Below are 14,317 nucleotides of genomic sequence, written 5' to 3'. Positions count from 1 at the left end.
CGATGGCGTCGAACCAGGCCGAGCTGTACTCGTACTTGTCCTCGGAGCCGTCGCTGTGGAAGGCGATGGTCTCGTCCAGCGTCGTGGTGGCGGCGGGTGTACTCCTGGGCGGGTGCGGCGATGACGGTGCCGACCGCACCGGATTCGACGATCCGGCCCTGGCGCAGCACCACCACCCGATCGGCGACCTGATGAACGACGGCCAGATCGTGGCTGATGAACAGGCTGGCGAAGCCGTATTCGGCGCGCAGGTCGGCGAACAGGTCCAGCACCCGCGCCTGCACCGAGACATCCAGCGCGCTGGTCGGTTCGTCGGCCACCAGTAGTCGTGGCGCCAGGGCCAGCGCGCGAGCCAGGGCGACGCGCTGACGTTGTCCGCCGGACAGCTCTCCCGGCCTGCGCTGCGCGTAATCCCTCGGCAGCCGGACGGATTCGAGCAGATCACCGACTCTGCCGCGCAGCAGCGCCCCCGAGGCGACGCGATGCACGACGAGTGGTTCGCCGATCGCGTCGGCGACACTGCGTCGCGGGTCCAGGGACGCGCTCACATCCTGATGCACGAGCGCGACATTCTTGCGCAGGGCCCGCACCTCCCGCGGCGAGAGCCCGCCGAGTGAAACACCCTGCAGCGTCACGCTTCCCGAGGTGGCGGGAACGAGTCCCAGCGCCGTGCGACCCAGCGTGCTCTTGCCCGACCCCGATTCCCCGACCACACCGAGCACCTCCCGCGGTCCGAGGGTGAGCGAGATGTCGTGCAGCGCCGGGAAGGACGGGGCGCCGTGCCGACCCGGGTACACCACGGACAGCTCCTCGATCCGCAGCACCTCGCGGTAGTCGGGTTCGGCCGTCCCGCCACCTTTTTCGGCGACCACTGCTGGCCCGCGCGCGACGACGCGGTGCAAGAGGCCGCGTGCCGTCGGAACCCCGGACTTCACCCCACGCGGATCCGCGGCGGCCGGCCCTGAACCGCCCGCGCTGTCGGCCGCCTCGGTCGCCACCTTTCCGCCGGCACCGGGCGACTCGTCCTGCCCAACAGCGTGTCCGGCGACGTCGCTGTCGGCGCGGGCCCCATTTCCACCGACGGATTCGGGTACGGGGGCCGCCCGCTCCGCGCTAGCGGCGGCCGACGCCACGCTCGTACCGGCGGAGGCCTTCGCGCTGCCGGAAGCGGACAGCTCACCACCGGGCAGTCGCGGCACCGACGCGAGCAACGTGCGCGTGTACTCCTCCCCTGGCTCGGCGAACAGCCCGAACACCGACTGTTCCTCCACCACCTGCCCGCCCCGCAGGACGACCACCCGGTCGGCGATCTCGGCGACCACGCCCAGGTTGTGGGTGATGAACAGGACGGCCGTGCCCCGGTCCCGCTGGAGCGAGCGGAGCAAGTCGAGGATTTCGGCCTGTACCGTCACGTCGAGGGCGGTGGTCGGCTCATCGGCGATGAGCAGGTCGGGATCGCCCGACAGCGCCAGGGCGATGACCACGCGCTGTTTCTGCCCACCGGACAGCTGGTGCGGGTACCAGTCGAGGCGCTGTTCAGGCTCCGGAATGTCCACGGCCGCGAGGAGTTCCACCGCGCGGGCCCGTGCCGCCTTCTTGTCGGTGACGCCGTGCGCGCGCAAGGCCTGCACCAGCTGGGTGCCGATCTTCTGCACCGGGTTCAGCGCCGTCTGCGGTTCCTGGAACACCATGGCCGCCCTCGTGCCACGCACCGCGCGCAGGTCCGCTTCGGTGGCGCCGACGATGTCGGTGCCCGCGAGGCGGACCGACCCGGCGGCGGTGGCGGTGCCGGGCAACAGGCCGAGCACCGAGCGGGCGGTGAGCGACTTGCCCGAGCCGGATTCGCCCACGAGCGCGACGATTTCACCGCGCCGCACCCGCAGGCTCACGCGATCGACCACGGTCCGCTCGCCGAATCGAACACTCAGCTCGTCGATGTCGAGCACGACCTCGCTGCTCATGTCACTCTCCTTGCCCGGCCCAGCGCCTGGGCGATCAACAGGAATCCGAGGGTGAGCCCGGCGACGACGACCAGCGGGCCCACCGCCATCCAGGGGTTGGCGTCGAGATTGCCGATGGACTCGCCGATCAGCGAGCCGAGCGAGGGCTGCGGCGGGCGCACCCCGATGCCGATGAAACTCATCGCGCCCTCGATGAACACCGCCACCGACAGCGACAGCGCGAACTGCACACCCAGCGGCTCGAGCACGTGCGGCAGCACGTGGCGGCGCAGCGTCCACCAGGTGTCGGCGCCGATCACCTCCGACGCCTCGACGAAGGGCTGTTCGCGGACCGCGAGCACGGCCGTGCGGATCTGCCGCCCGAAGATGGGGATCTCGGCGGCGATGATCACGATGACCACCGCGTGCGCGCCCGGCCCGGTGACCGCGGTCAGCGCGATGGCGAAGATCAGCGAGGGAAACGCCAGGATCAGGTCGAACACGCGCTGCGCCGTCACGTCCGCGAGCGGATGCACGGTGGCGGCGAGGCCGACCAGCGAGCCGATCGCCGCGCCGACCGGCACCGCGAGCACCACGATCACCAGGTCGACCCGGATGCCCGCCAGCACCCTCGACCACACGTCGCGGTTGAGATGGTCGGTGCCGAGCCAGTGCTCGGCGCTCGGGCCGAGCAGGTTGGCGCCGGGTATCTGGGCCAGCGGGTCGTAGCCGCTGAGTGCCCCGGCGAACACCCCGGCGAGGGCGATCACGCCGATCAGCACGACCCCGGCCAGACCCTGCCCCCGACGCAGGGCCGCGAGCGCGTGGGTCGACGTCGCGGGCGGGGCCACCTGTGCCACCGTCATGATCGTCCTCCGATCCGGATCCGCGGATCCAGCCAGGCGTGGGCGATGTCGGTGAGCAGCTGGATCACCACGAACACCACCACCGACAGCAGCAACAGCACCTGCACGAGCGGATAGTCACGCCTGCTGATGCCCTGCTCGATGAGCTGCCCGATGCCTGGCCACACGAACGCCGCCTCCACCAGGACCGCGCCACCGAGCAACTGGCCGGTCTGGATGCCGAGGACGGTGAGCATGGTCGGCAGCGCGTTGCGCAGCGCGCCACGGGTGACGATCTCGCGGTGCGAGACGCCGAGCGAACGGGCCGTCAGCACATAGGGTTTGGCCAGCTCGGTGCGCAACGACTCGGTGAGGAACCTGGTCAGCGCCGCGGCCACCGGCAGCGCCAGGCAGATCGCGGGCAGCAGCAGGTACTGCACCGCGATGTCGGGCCGCGCGATGAACCCCTCCGGTGGCACCCCGCCGGCGGGCAGGAGCGGGATCGCCACCGCGAACACCAGCACGAGCAGCGGCCCGACGACGAAGGTCGGCAGCGCGACCGCGACCGTATTGGCGGCGGCGACGACGGTGTTCAGCCAGCGACTCGGCCACAGCACGGTGGCGACCGACACCGCCAGGCTCACCACAACGGCCAGCAGCAGCGCGGTCACGGTGAGGACCAGCGTGTTGGTGAGCCCGCGCCCGACCAGGTCGGTGATCTGCCCGCCGATGATGTAGGAGCGGCCGAGGTCGAGGGTGAACAGGTCGGCGAGCCAGCTCAGGTACTGCACCGGGATGGACCGGTCGAGCCCGAGCTGGTGCCGGATCGCCGCGATCGATTCCGGTGTCGCGTCGTTGCCCGCCAGGATGGTGGCCGGATCGCCCGGGACCAGGCGCAGCAGCAGGAAGATCAGCACCGAGGCCGCGAACAGGACGAGCACCGCCGACGGAAGCCGGTGCAGCAGATAGCGGGTCATGACAGGAAGGTGTCGGTGAGGACGGGTTCGCGGCGCTTGGTCCAACCGAAACCGTGCACCTTGTTCGTCGAGGAGTACTGCTGGAAACGCACGCCGATCTCGATCAGGAACAGCCCTTCCAGCAGCTGATCACTGATGGCCTGGTAGGCGCGCGCCGCGTCGGGGCCGGTGCTCTGTGGCAGCTGCCAGGCCGCGTCGGCGGCGCCGGTGTAACCGGGCGAGTCGTAGCGCGAGGCATTGCGGCGAGCGTTGAACGGGTAGGCGCTCACCGCCAGGGTCGACGGCACGAACTGTGCCCACGAGTGGTCGGTGACCCACAGGCCGCGGAACTGCTGGCCGGTGAGCTGCTTGACGAAGGTCGCGGCGTCGACCGGGTCGAGGGTGACCTCGATGCCGATCTCGGCGAGGTTGGCCTGCACGATCTGGGCTACCTCCTCGTGCGCGGTCGCGAAGGTCAGCGGCAGTTTCGGTGGTCTGCCCGCCTGGCCGAGCAGTTCCTTGGCCTTGCCGATGTCGCGGCTGAACCTGGTGTTGCGTGATTCGTCGTAGGCGGGTGAGGTCTTCGGCCACGGCACATTGAGCGGATAGCCCGCGCCACGGAACACTTCGGCGATCACCCGCTCGCGGTCGAGCGCGTAGGCGATGGCCTGGCGCACCCGGACATCGGCCAGCGCCGGTTCGGTGACATTGACGCCGACATAGATCTGCAGCTCGGCGCCCTCGAGATTGTCCACCTGGAAGCCACCCGACTTGCCCAGGTTCTCGGCGTCCCGGAACGCCAGCTCCCTGGCGACCGCGATCTGCCCCGATTTCAGGGCGTTCAGCAGCGCCTGCGGGTCGGGGATGATCGAGACCTCGACCCGGTCCAGGTAGGGCCGTTCCGGAATCCGGTACTCGGGATTGCGCTCGAAGATCAACTGCGAGTTGGGAATCCGCTGCACGTATTTGAACGGGCCGGTGCCGATGTAGACGTCGCCGGTGCCGAGCCGGTCGATGGACTCGCTGTCGAGGATCGGCACGGTGTCGAGCAGGTCGTAGATGTTGCTCAGCGGGTGCGCGAACCGGAGCACGATTCGGGTGGGCGAGACGATGTCGAAGCCGGTGACCGCGGCGGCCGTACTGCGCAGCTGCGCCGACCATTTCGCGTCGGCGTAGGTACGGATCGAGAATTCCACGTCCTTCGCGGTGAACTGCCTGCCGGAGTGGAACTTCACGTCCTCGCGCAGGTCCAGCGTGATCGACCGGCCGTCCGCGGCGAGCTGCCAGGCCTTCGCCAGCAGCGGCTGGGGTTCGAGCTTGTCGTTGGGATAGCGGATCAGTGACTCGTAGACGAGGCCGATGACGACCGGGGTCGCCGCGGTATTGGTGAGGATGTTGGCGGGCACGAGGTCCTCGCGGATGCCCACCTTCAAGGTGCCGCCGCGCACCGGGGTGGCGTCGCGGCCGCCGGCATTCTGTTCCCCCACCGCGGACGTGCACGCGGCCAGCGCCGCGCCACCGAAGATGGCGGCCGCGGCGATTCCGCTGGTGCGCAGGAAGTTACGGCGGTCCAGACCGCCGGAGGTGAAGCTCATCGTGGGGTTCCTCGAAGACACGTCGACCCGAGGGGCGGGCCGGTCGGCGCGGCACTCGGCGCGCCGGGGAAAGGGGAGACATCGGCTCGTTCGGCCGCGTCCGTCAGCGGACGGACGTCAGCCGCGCGGGACGCGACACGAACAGCAGCAGGTGGGCTGAGTCGTGGGCACGGCAGTGACGCTAACAAGGAGCGGCGCGGGGGTCACCGATTCCACGCACCCTGCACATAACCCTGGTGACCAGCGGATATGTCACCTTTACTGCCGGTCATGCCAGTTCCATCACACGCTCGCGGATACGAATCCTTCGGTGGCTCGGTGGGTCGCACCGCCGCCGATTCCACGCCGGAGTGGACCTCGCCGCCGACGGCACCCGCGGGCGCGCCGAACATCGTCGTCGTCCTCGTCGACGACATGGGCTACAGCGATATCGGCCCGTTCGGGTCCGAGATCGAGACGCCGACGCTCGATCGGCTCGCGGCCACCGGGGTACGGCTGTCGAACTATCACACCACCCCGCTGTGCTCGCCGTCGCGGGCCGCGCTGCTCACCGGAATCAATTCCCACCGCGCGGGTTTCGGATTCGTCGCCAATGCCGATCCCGGCTATCCCGGACTGCGGCTGGAGCTGGCCGACGATGTGCTCACCCTGCCGGAGATCTTGCGCGCCAATGGCTATGCCACCTATGCCGTCGGCAAATGGCACCTCGTGCGCGATGCCACCATGAACCCGGCCGCGCATCGGGAATCCTGGCCGACACAACGCGGTTTCGACCGCTACTACGGATCGCTGGAAGGGCTGAATTCCTTCTACTACCCGAACCAGCTCGTCTCCGACAGCTCGGTGGTCGATATCGAGGAATATCCCGAGGGCTACTACCTGACCGACGATCTCACCGACAAGGCGCTGTCCTACATCAAGGATCTGCGCGCGCACGACGCGACGAAGCCGTTCTTCCTGTACTTCGCGCATGTGGCCATGCACGGGCCACTCCAGGCGAAGGCGGCCGACCAGGCGAAATATCGCGGGAAATACTCCGAGGGATGGGACGAACTGCGCAGGCGGCGGTTCGCCCGACAATTGGCGCAGGGCCTCTTCCCGCCGGGCACCGAGCAGAAGCCGCGCAATACCGAACCCGGTTACGAAGCGGCCGAATGGGATTCACTGTCCGAAGCCGAGCAGCGGCGGTACGCCAAGTACATGGAGGTGTACGCGGGCATGGTCGACAGCATCGACCAGAGCCTCGGTCGCATCGTGGACCTGCTCGACGAGCTCGGCGAACTCGACAACACGATCATCGTGTTCACCTCCGACAACGGCGGCACGGCCGAGGGCGGCCCCGAGGGCACCCGGTCCTACTTCGCCGAGTTCGCGCACATCGACGATCCCGACTGGGTCGGCGACGTGCCCCACGACGAGGACCTGATCGGCACCGCGAAGCTGGGCGTGCACTATCCACGCGGCTGGGGTCAGGCGTCGAACACGCCGTTCCGGTTCTACAAGGGACAGACCTTCGCGGGCGGGGTGCGGGTGCCACTGGTGGTGTCGTGGCCCGGCGGCCTGCCGCGTGGCGAAGCCGACGGCGGGATCCGGCACGAGTACGCCTACGTCACCGATCTCGCGCCCACTCTGCTCGACCTGGCCGGACTGGAGCGGCCCACCGTCCGTAACGGGCTGCCCGCCAAGGACTTCGACGGCGTCTCCGCCGCCGAACTGCTGCGCGACCCGACCGCGCCGACCGCGCACACCGAGCAGTACTCGGAGATGACCGGGCATCGCGGCTATTACCGCGACGGCTGGAAACTGCTGTCCCTGCACGAACGCGATGCCGAGATCGACCGGCCGAACTGGCACCTGTTCGACGTGCGCGCCGATCCCACCGAGCTCTACGACCTGTCCGGTCGCCATCCGGACAAGGCGGCCGAGCTCGCCGCCGCGTGGGACGAATCCGCCTGGGCCAACACCGTTTTCCCGTTGCTCACCCGAGCCGATCTGTTCCGGCGGCGACCCGAGGAGGCACGGTTCGCAGCGCCGGTGCGGCTGCTTCCCGGCACGCCGACACTGGAACGCTATCGCTCCCAGCGGCTCATCGCCTACCGCGACTTCACCATCACCGCCGACCTCGCTCCCGGGGGCTATCAGCCGGGTGCGGAAGGCGTGCTGGTCGCCCACGGTGACCCGCTCGGCGGCTATCTGCTCTACGTCGAGAACGGCGAGGTGGTGCTCGGGGTCAACAGCTACGGACGATACGACTCGGTCGGGGTGCCGCTCCCGGTCGGGACGCGGGAGATCACCGTGCGCGCCACCGTCCGGCCGCGGCTGCGCTGGGACTTCGTCATCGAGGTCGACGGCACCCCGCTCGCCGAACTCACCGATCAGGTCCAGCTCGTCGGCATGGCGCCGTGGACGGGGATCTCGGTCGGCGTCGACGCGCGCGGGCCGGTGTCGTGGGAACTGCGCGAGCGCCGTGGACCGTTCCGCTACACCGGGACGCTGCGCGCGATCGCCTACACCCCCGGGCCGATCCAGGTACCGAGGGCGACCATCGACGCGGTCGAGCGCGAGGCCGAGTACGTCGCCGAATAGCGATGCCGAACGCGCTACGACCCGGCGGGCAGGTCGCGCGCCCGCGCGAACGCGACGCGGAGCGGCCGGACGAGGGACCGGGGCGTCCCCGGCACGACCAGGTCAGATACCGTTTATCGGCACGATGACGGACACGCAGTGAGGACACCGATGGACGACAGTTCGCTCACCTGGGACGACGGTGCGCTCGTCACCATCGACCAGCGCGGGCTGCCGCACGAGGTGCGTCAGCTGCGCCTCGGCACGGTCGACGAGATCATCGAGGCGATCACCACCCTGGCCATCCGCGGCGCCCCGGCGATCGGCATCGCGGGCGCGTTCGGCGTCGTCATCGCCACCAGGGCGCACACCACCCGCCGGACGGGCGAGATCGTGGGGACGCCAGGTGCCACCGACAGCGTGATCGACTCGGCGGCCGTGCACGCCGAGGCGGATCGGATCGCGGCGGCCCGGCCGACTGCCGTCAACCTGGCGTGGGCGGTCGAGCGCGTGCGCGCGCGGATCGCCGAGGGTGCCGACGCGGTACTGGCCGAGACGCTGGACATGCTCGCCGAGGACGGGCGGGTCAACCTGGCCGCCGCCACGCACGCCGCCGACCTGGTACAGCGGCTCTGCGGTGACCGGCCGCTGCGGCTGCTCACCCACTGCAACACCGGACGGCTGGCCACCAGCGCGGTCGGCACGGCCATCGGCGCGCTGCGCGTGCTGCACGAACGTGGGGCGGTCACCGACGTGCTCGTCGACGAGACGCGGCCCCTGCTACAGGGCGCCCGGCTCACCGCGTGGGAGCTGGCCGAGGCCGGAATCCCACACCGGCTGACCATCGACTCGGCCGCCGCCTGGGCCATGGCGACCGGGCAGGTCGACGCGGTCCTGGTGGGGGCCGACCGGATCACCGCCAACGGCGATGTGGCCAACAAGATCGGCACGTTCTCCCTGGCGCTGGCCGCCCGTCACCACGGGATCCCGTTCGTCGTGGTCGCCCCGGAGTCCACCCGCGACACCGGCATGGCCACCGGCGCGCAGATCGTGGTCGAGGAGCGCGCCGCCGCCGAGGTGACCGGGTTCGGTGGAGTCGCCACCGCGCCCGCGGGGACCGCCGTCTTCAACCCGGCGTTCGATGTGACCCCGGCCGAGCTGGTCACCGCCGTGGTCACGGAAAGCGGTGTGGTCTACCGGAATTCGGATGTCTTCAGCGAGCGGGGACGCGCGCTCGGCAGCGACGCCCCACGCCCGGCCGCCCTCGGCGATGCCCGCGCCGAGCAGGGCCGGGCGATCGCCGCGATCGCCCGTCAGCTGTACGAGCGCGGCTGGATGCCCGGTACGGCGGGAAACATCTCCGTTCGCCTCGGCGACGACGCACTCATCACCGCCAGCGGTTTGTCCAAAGGCGAACTGCGCGAAGCGGATACGGTCCTCGTCACCGTGGCCGACACGTCACCGCTGCCCGGCCAGGACCGGAAACCCTCCGCGGAGACCAGCATCCACACGGCGGTGTATCGCACGCGGCCCGCGGGCGCGGTGGTGCACGTGCACTCCCCCTTCGCGACCGCGCTGGCGACCACCGCCGCCGAGCCGGGTGACGCGGTGACGCCCCTGGGGGTCAGCGGCTACGAACTGCTCAAGGGCTTCGGCCTGGCCGATCCGTCCTCGGTGGCGATCCCGGTGTTCCCGAACTGGCCGCAGGTGCCGCGCATCGGCGCCGACATCGAGCGCTACCTGCGCGAGAACCCCGGCGCCCCACCGATTCTGTTCATTGCCGGGCACGGGATCACCACCTGGGGTGACACTCTTGCCCAGGCGCGCGACCGCGCCGAATGCCTGGAAGCCCTGTGCGAGTTGATCACCCGCACCGGACGCACCGCCGCAACGCCACTCGAGATCGGATAGCTCATGACCCTGTTACAAGTGATGGCCGCCGACAACGCCGCCGATGTCCGCGTGCGCACCGCCGACACCGCCGAGATCGGTGCCGAGCTGGCCAAGCACGGCATCGAGTTCTCGCGCTGGGACGTCCTCGACGACGCCGCGTCGACCGACTCCGACACCCTGCTCGCCCACTACGGCCCGCGCATCGCCGAGCTGAACCGCGACGGTCGCTACCAGCACATCGACATCGCCCGCATCCACCCCGACGACGACAACCCGGAGTGGCCCGCCACGGCCGCCGGGGCCCGCGCCAAGTTCCTCGACGAGCACCGCCACGCCGAGGACGAGGTCCGCTTCTTCGCCGCCGGGCGCGGCTGCTTCTACCTGCACCTGGGCGATGCGGTGCTGGCCACCGTGTGCGAGGCGGGCGACCTGCTGTCGGTGCCCGCGGGCACCCTGCACTGGTTCGACATGGGCACCCGCCCCGATTTCATCGCCATCCGCTTCTTCGAGGAGGCCGACGGCTGGATCGGCGACTTCACCGGCGACAAGATCAGCGCGGGCTTCCCCACCCTCGACGAGCTTCTCACCGCGCCGTGATCCGCGCGATCGTCCTCGATATCGAAGGCACCACCAGCCCCACCGACGCGGTCCGCGAGGACCTCTACGGTTACACCGAGCGTCGGCTGCCCGGCTGGCTGGCCGAGAACGCCACGGACACTGCCGAATCCGTGCTCACCGAGACCCGCGAGCTGGCGGGCGAACCGGGTGCCGACACCGATCGGGTCGCCGAGATCCTCACCGGCTGGCTGCGTTCCGATGTGAAGGCCGCGCCGCTCAAGGCCGCCCAGGGGGCGATCTGCGCCCAGGGTTTCCGCGCGGGCGAGCTGTTCGGACGCTTCTTCGCCGACGTCGCCCCAGCCCTCGCGGCCTGGCGCGAGTCCGGCCTGCCGCTGTACGTGTACTCCTCGGGTTCCGAACGCAACCAGCGAGATTGGTTCGCCCACGCCGAATCCGGCGACCTGTCGGGGCTGATCAGCGGCCACTTCGACCTGGTCACCGCAGGCCCCAAACGTGAGGCGGCCTCCTACGCGCTCATCGCCGAGCGCATCGGCATCCCACCGGCCGAGATCCTGTTCCTCTCCGACCACCCGGACGAACTCGACGCCGCCGCCGAGGCGGGCTGGCAGGTCATCGGCGTGCACCGCCCGGACGAACCCAATCTCCCGCGCCCGCCCCACCGCTGGGTCGGCTCATTCGACGAGATCGAGGTCGGCGCCGACACCTAGCCCCGAATCCGAGCACCCGGGTCGGCGACACTCTTCCGGCTGCCCTCCGCGCCGCGACCGATTAGCCTCTTCGCGGTGCACAACGAACGGGCAAGCTTCCACGCCGCCCCCACTCCTGACGACGCGCTGGATACCTCTCTGCCGTTCGGCCGGCCGATCCCCGCGCTGCCGGTCCTCGCGAACCCGGACAGCAGCTACACCACCATGCCGGGGACCAATGACCAGCTGGTCCACCACAACGCGCTGCGGACCGCCATCCGGCCCACGCTGATCTGGTCGGTCATCATGGTCCCGGTCTATCTGGCGCCGTTCCTGATCTTTCCGCTGCCGGTGGCGGCGATCCCGGTGGTGGTGATCGCGGTCGTCGCCTGGATCGCCCTCAGCTACTACCTCCGATTGCGCAAGATGTTCCGCAGCGTGATCGACAACGCGGCACCCGCCCCGACCACCTCCGTCCGGCTGGGCGCCGACGCGGTCGACCTCGCGGACCGCACCTCGCACAGCCGGATCGCGCACAACCGGATCACCTCGCTCACCACCGGCCGCGGCGTCGCGATCCTGCGCTACGACGGCTTGCGCCTGGTGATGCCCCAGGAGCTGTGGCCGGAAGCCGTCGCCGTGCGCCTGCGTGAGCTGATAGACCCGCGGCGCACCGCCACACCCGGCGACCCACCTCCGCAACCGCCGCTCCCGCGGCCACCGAGCCCGCACGTCACGGTCGTCGCCGGGCCCGACACCGCGCATCGGCTCGCTGTCGCCCTGCGCCGGGAACCGTGGCGGGCACCTGTGAGCGTGGCCTCGGTCATCGGTCTCGCCCTCATCGCTGTCAGCGCCGTGATTCTCGGCGCGGACCGGTACGGCGCGCTCGGCGCGGTCTTTCCCGCGGCGATCTGCGTCCTCCTCGGCGCGGGGGCCTGGCATCTGGTCCACCGTCCGGCCGGGGCGATCATGCGCCACGAACTGAGCTCCGCGTACCCGGGGGCGACGATCTCGGCTCAGTTCGGTGCCGACGCGGTGCTGCTCGCGACACCGGCGTGGATCCTGCGGGTGTCCTACACCGTGATCGAGAAACTCACCCTGCGGTCCGACGTCGCGCTGCTCGCCTACGGTCAGATACCGATCGCCCTACCGGGCGCGCTCTTTCCGCCGCAGATCGTCGAGGGCCTACGCGAGCGCGGAGTCACCGTTCACGAACGGTGACCCGCCCACCCCGTGGCGAGTGCGGCCGTCGGGTCGGTGCCGGGTGGTTCAGCTCACCTGGGCGCGCACGGCGCCCAGCTTGCCGCGCTGAACCGTGGCGAAGACGCGGCGGGCGTGGGCGGCGACGGGGCTGGTCGACCAGGGGGCCAGGGTGGTGGTGAACATCAGTTCGCACCAGGACAGTGCGGGGATCTCGCCCGCGGCGAGGGTGGCGATCAGGGACAGTTCGGTGTCGTGACCGAGCCAGGAGGCCACCAGCCAGGAGGCGTCGAAGCGGCCGAGGAACTCCTCGGCGTCCTCCGGCGGACCGTGCGGGGTGTCGACGGTGAGGTGGACGACGGCGGCGATCGCGTGCCGCATCTTGGCGTCGAGCCCCACCGCGTCGTGCAGCAGCAGGCCCTCCAGCGCCGAGCGTAGTTCCGTCCAGGGATCGTGCGCGAAATCGGGCATGGCGGGCCTTTCCGGTGGTTCGGTCTGCGGGTCGCGGCCACCGGCGATCGAACGCAGCGCCGGGGCATCGGACGACTCGGCGGCGTCGACGAGGTCGGTGAGCGGGCCCGCGGTCCAGTCGAGCCTGCCGAAGGCCTGGCACCAGTCCAGGGCGGGGTTGTCGTCGGTGACGACGAGCTCGAGGGCGAGGCCTGCCATCGACGCCGTGCAGGCCAGCGTGACGGCGTCGAGCCCGTCATCACTGACCGACAGGTGCAGGGTGGCCTTCTCGGCACCGGAGTCCTCGCGGGCCCGGCCCGCGAGCCAGATCGCCCGCCCCGCCGCGCTCATCGCCGCGCAGGCGGCGTCTCCGTGTGGATGGTCGACATCGGCGTCGAGAAAGGGGCCATACCAGACCGCCCTGCCTTCCGCGCCGCAGACGGCGAATGTGTCGGAAAGGCCGTCGCCGGCGGCCGCGAGCCAGATGTGCGCGTCGTTCCCGTAATCCGTCACCCTCATCGGTTCTCCCCGAGATGTGCTGATCGAGCCCTGCGTTCCGGTTTCGATCCAATCGGCCGCGCACACTCCTGTCCACATTTCGGCTGGAATCGTGAGCCCCCCGTGACGTACATACACTCCCCAGTGAATTCACCGAACCGGCGGTCCGGCGAATACGCGTAATCCCGTGTTCCACTTATATGTTTCGAGCATGCCCTTCGTGTATTCGGATTCGGTGAACATCCATTTCCGCACCGGCGTCGGCCACGGTCCGACGATCCTGCTCGCGCACGGTTTCCTGATGGACGAATCGATGTTCGATCCGATTCGAACGATATTGGCGCACAACGAGATCAATGTGGTCGCGTGGGACGCCCGCGGACACGGGCGCACCGGATACGGCCCGGACCCACGGTTCGACTTTTGGGATCTGGCCGAGGACGGATTGCGGGTACTCGACGCGATCGGCGCCGAGACCGCCGTCGTCGGCGGCATGAGCCAGGGTGGCTACGCGGCATTGCGCATGGCCCTGCTCGCACCGGAGCGGGTCAGCGGGCTGGCGCTGCTGAACACCGAAGCCGACGCGTGCACGAGAGCCGACGAGATCCGATACGAGGATTTCTTCGACAAATGGTGCGGGACAGCGGAATTGGTCCCACTGGCGGAACAGCTGGCGCCGGACCTGATCGGCGGTGACCGGCCCGACATCTGGCGGTGGTGGATCACGCGCTGGTTGACCCACGACCGCGCGGCGATCCACGCGGCGGCGCGCTGCCTCGTCGACCGCGACTCGGTACTGTCCCGGCTCGGCGAGATCACCGCACCCGCGCTCGTCCTGCGCGGCGAGCACGATCGCAGCAGCACGGCCGAGAAGTGCGCGCGCCAGGCGCGCCGCCACCCGGGCGCCACGGGGGTGCACACCATAGCCGGCGCCGGTCACCGGTGCGCCCACACCCAACCCGACCAGGAGGCCCCCGCCCAGCACGGCCTGATCGAAACGCTAGGCCACCTCGAGGAGAACGGAGGCGGAGCCGCGGTCCAGGTCGGCGACCGTCAACAAAAGCTTCACTGCTGCGCCTCCACGAGCATGAACACCCCGTCGAGCCAGCG

The 14,317-nt window shown here is 70.1% G+C and carries 10 protein-coding genes and 1 pseudogene; 6 read left to right on the top strand and 5 right to left on the bottom strand.

Annotation, left to right across the window (positions count from 1 at the left end):
* Positions 1-137: 137 nt before the first annotated feature.
* From nikE to QH270_RS23340, 4 genes and pseudogenes are all read right to left on the bottom strand, one after another.
* Positions 138-1,961, bottom strand: a pseudogene (gene nikE / locus QH270_RS23355) (nickel ABC transporter ATP-binding protein NikE); the annotation flags it as partial.
* Complete coding sequence (locus QH270_RS23350; RefSeq protein ID WP_280346189.1) at positions 1,958-2,806, bottom strand: ABC transporter permease; 849 nt, start codon at positions 2,804-2,806, stop codon at positions 1,958-1,960. The gene QH270_RS23350 and the pseudogene nikE, both read right to left, overlap by 4 nt.
* Entirely contained in the window at positions 2,803-3,762 is a 960-nt protein-coding gene (locus QH270_RS23345) for an ABC transporter permease (RefSeq protein WP_280346188.1), read from the bottom strand. Before QH270_RS23345 ends, QH270_RS23350 begins: the two co-directional genes overlap by 4 nt.
* Positions 3,759-5,336, bottom strand: a complete 1,578-nt coding sequence (locus tag QH270_RS23340) for an ABC transporter substrate-binding protein (RefSeq protein ID WP_280346187.1) — start codon at positions 5,334-5,336, stop codon at positions 3,759-3,761. Before QH270_RS23340 ends, QH270_RS23345 begins: the two co-directional genes overlap by 4 nt.
* 270 nt (positions 5,337-5,606) lie before the next feature.
* Between QH270_RS23340 and QH270_RS23335 the strand changes: the two genes are divergently transcribed.
* From QH270_RS23335 to QH270_RS23315, 5 genes are all read left to right on the top strand, one after another.
* The gene (locus QH270_RS23335) at positions 5,607-7,922 is read left to right on the top strand and encodes an arylsulfatase (RefSeq protein WP_280346185.1); all 2,316 of its coding nucleotides are present in this window, start codon (positions 5,607-5,609) and stop codon (positions 7,920-7,922) included.
* A gap of 150 nt (positions 7,923-8,072) precedes the next feature.
* Positions 8,073-9,812 carry an S-methyl-5-thioribose-1-phosphate isomerase gene (gene mtnA / locus QH270_RS23330; protein WP_280346183.1) on the top strand — a complete coding sequence of 580 codons (1,740 nt, stop codon included), beginning with the start codon at positions 8,073-8,075 and terminating at the stop codon, positions 9,810-9,812.
* A gap of 3 nt (positions 9,813-9,815) precedes the next feature.
* On the top strand, positions 9,816-10,391 hold the full coding sequence (locus tag QH270_RS23325) for a 1,2-dihydroxy-3-keto-5-methylthiopentene dioxygenase (protein WP_280346182.1): 576 nt from the start codon (positions 9,816-9,818) through the stop codon (positions 10,389-10,391).
* Positions 10,388-11,080, top strand: a complete 693-nt coding sequence (gene mtnC, locus QH270_RS23320; protein WP_280346181.1) for an acireductone synthase — start codon at positions 10,388-10,390, stop codon at positions 11,078-11,080. The genes QH270_RS23325 and mtnC overlap by 4 nt, the downstream gene beginning before the upstream one ends.
* A gap of 75 nt (positions 11,081-11,155) precedes the next feature.
* The gene (locus QH270_RS23315; RefSeq protein ID WP_280346180.1) at positions 11,156-12,280 is read left to right on the top strand and encodes a hypothetical protein; all 1,125 of its coding nucleotides are present in this window, start codon (positions 11,156-11,158) and stop codon (positions 12,278-12,280) included.
* 48 nt (positions 12,281-12,328) lie between these two features.
* Here QH270_RS23315 and QH270_RS23310 read toward each other — a convergent pair whose 3' ends face one another.
* Positions 12,329-13,228, bottom strand: a complete 900-nt coding sequence (locus tag QH270_RS23310) for a hypothetical protein (protein ID WP_280346178.1) — start codon at positions 13,226-13,228, stop codon at positions 12,329-12,331.
* Positions 13,229-13,418: 190 nt separating this feature from the next.
* Between QH270_RS23310 and QH270_RS23305 the strand changes: the two genes are divergently transcribed.
* Positions 13,419-14,317, top strand: an 899-nt coding sequence (locus tag QH270_RS23305; protein ID WP_280346175.1) for an alpha/beta fold hydrolase, incomplete at its 3' end; no start/stop codon positions are given.

Origin of the sequence: Nocardia neocaledoniensis (assembly GCF_029868625.1) — a bacterium.
GTDB classification, from domain to species: domain Bacteria; phylum Actinomycetota; class Actinomycetes; order Mycobacteriales; family Mycobacteriaceae; genus Nocardia; species Nocardia neocaledoniensis_A.
This window is presented reverse-complemented; position numbering and strand designations above follow the sequence as displayed.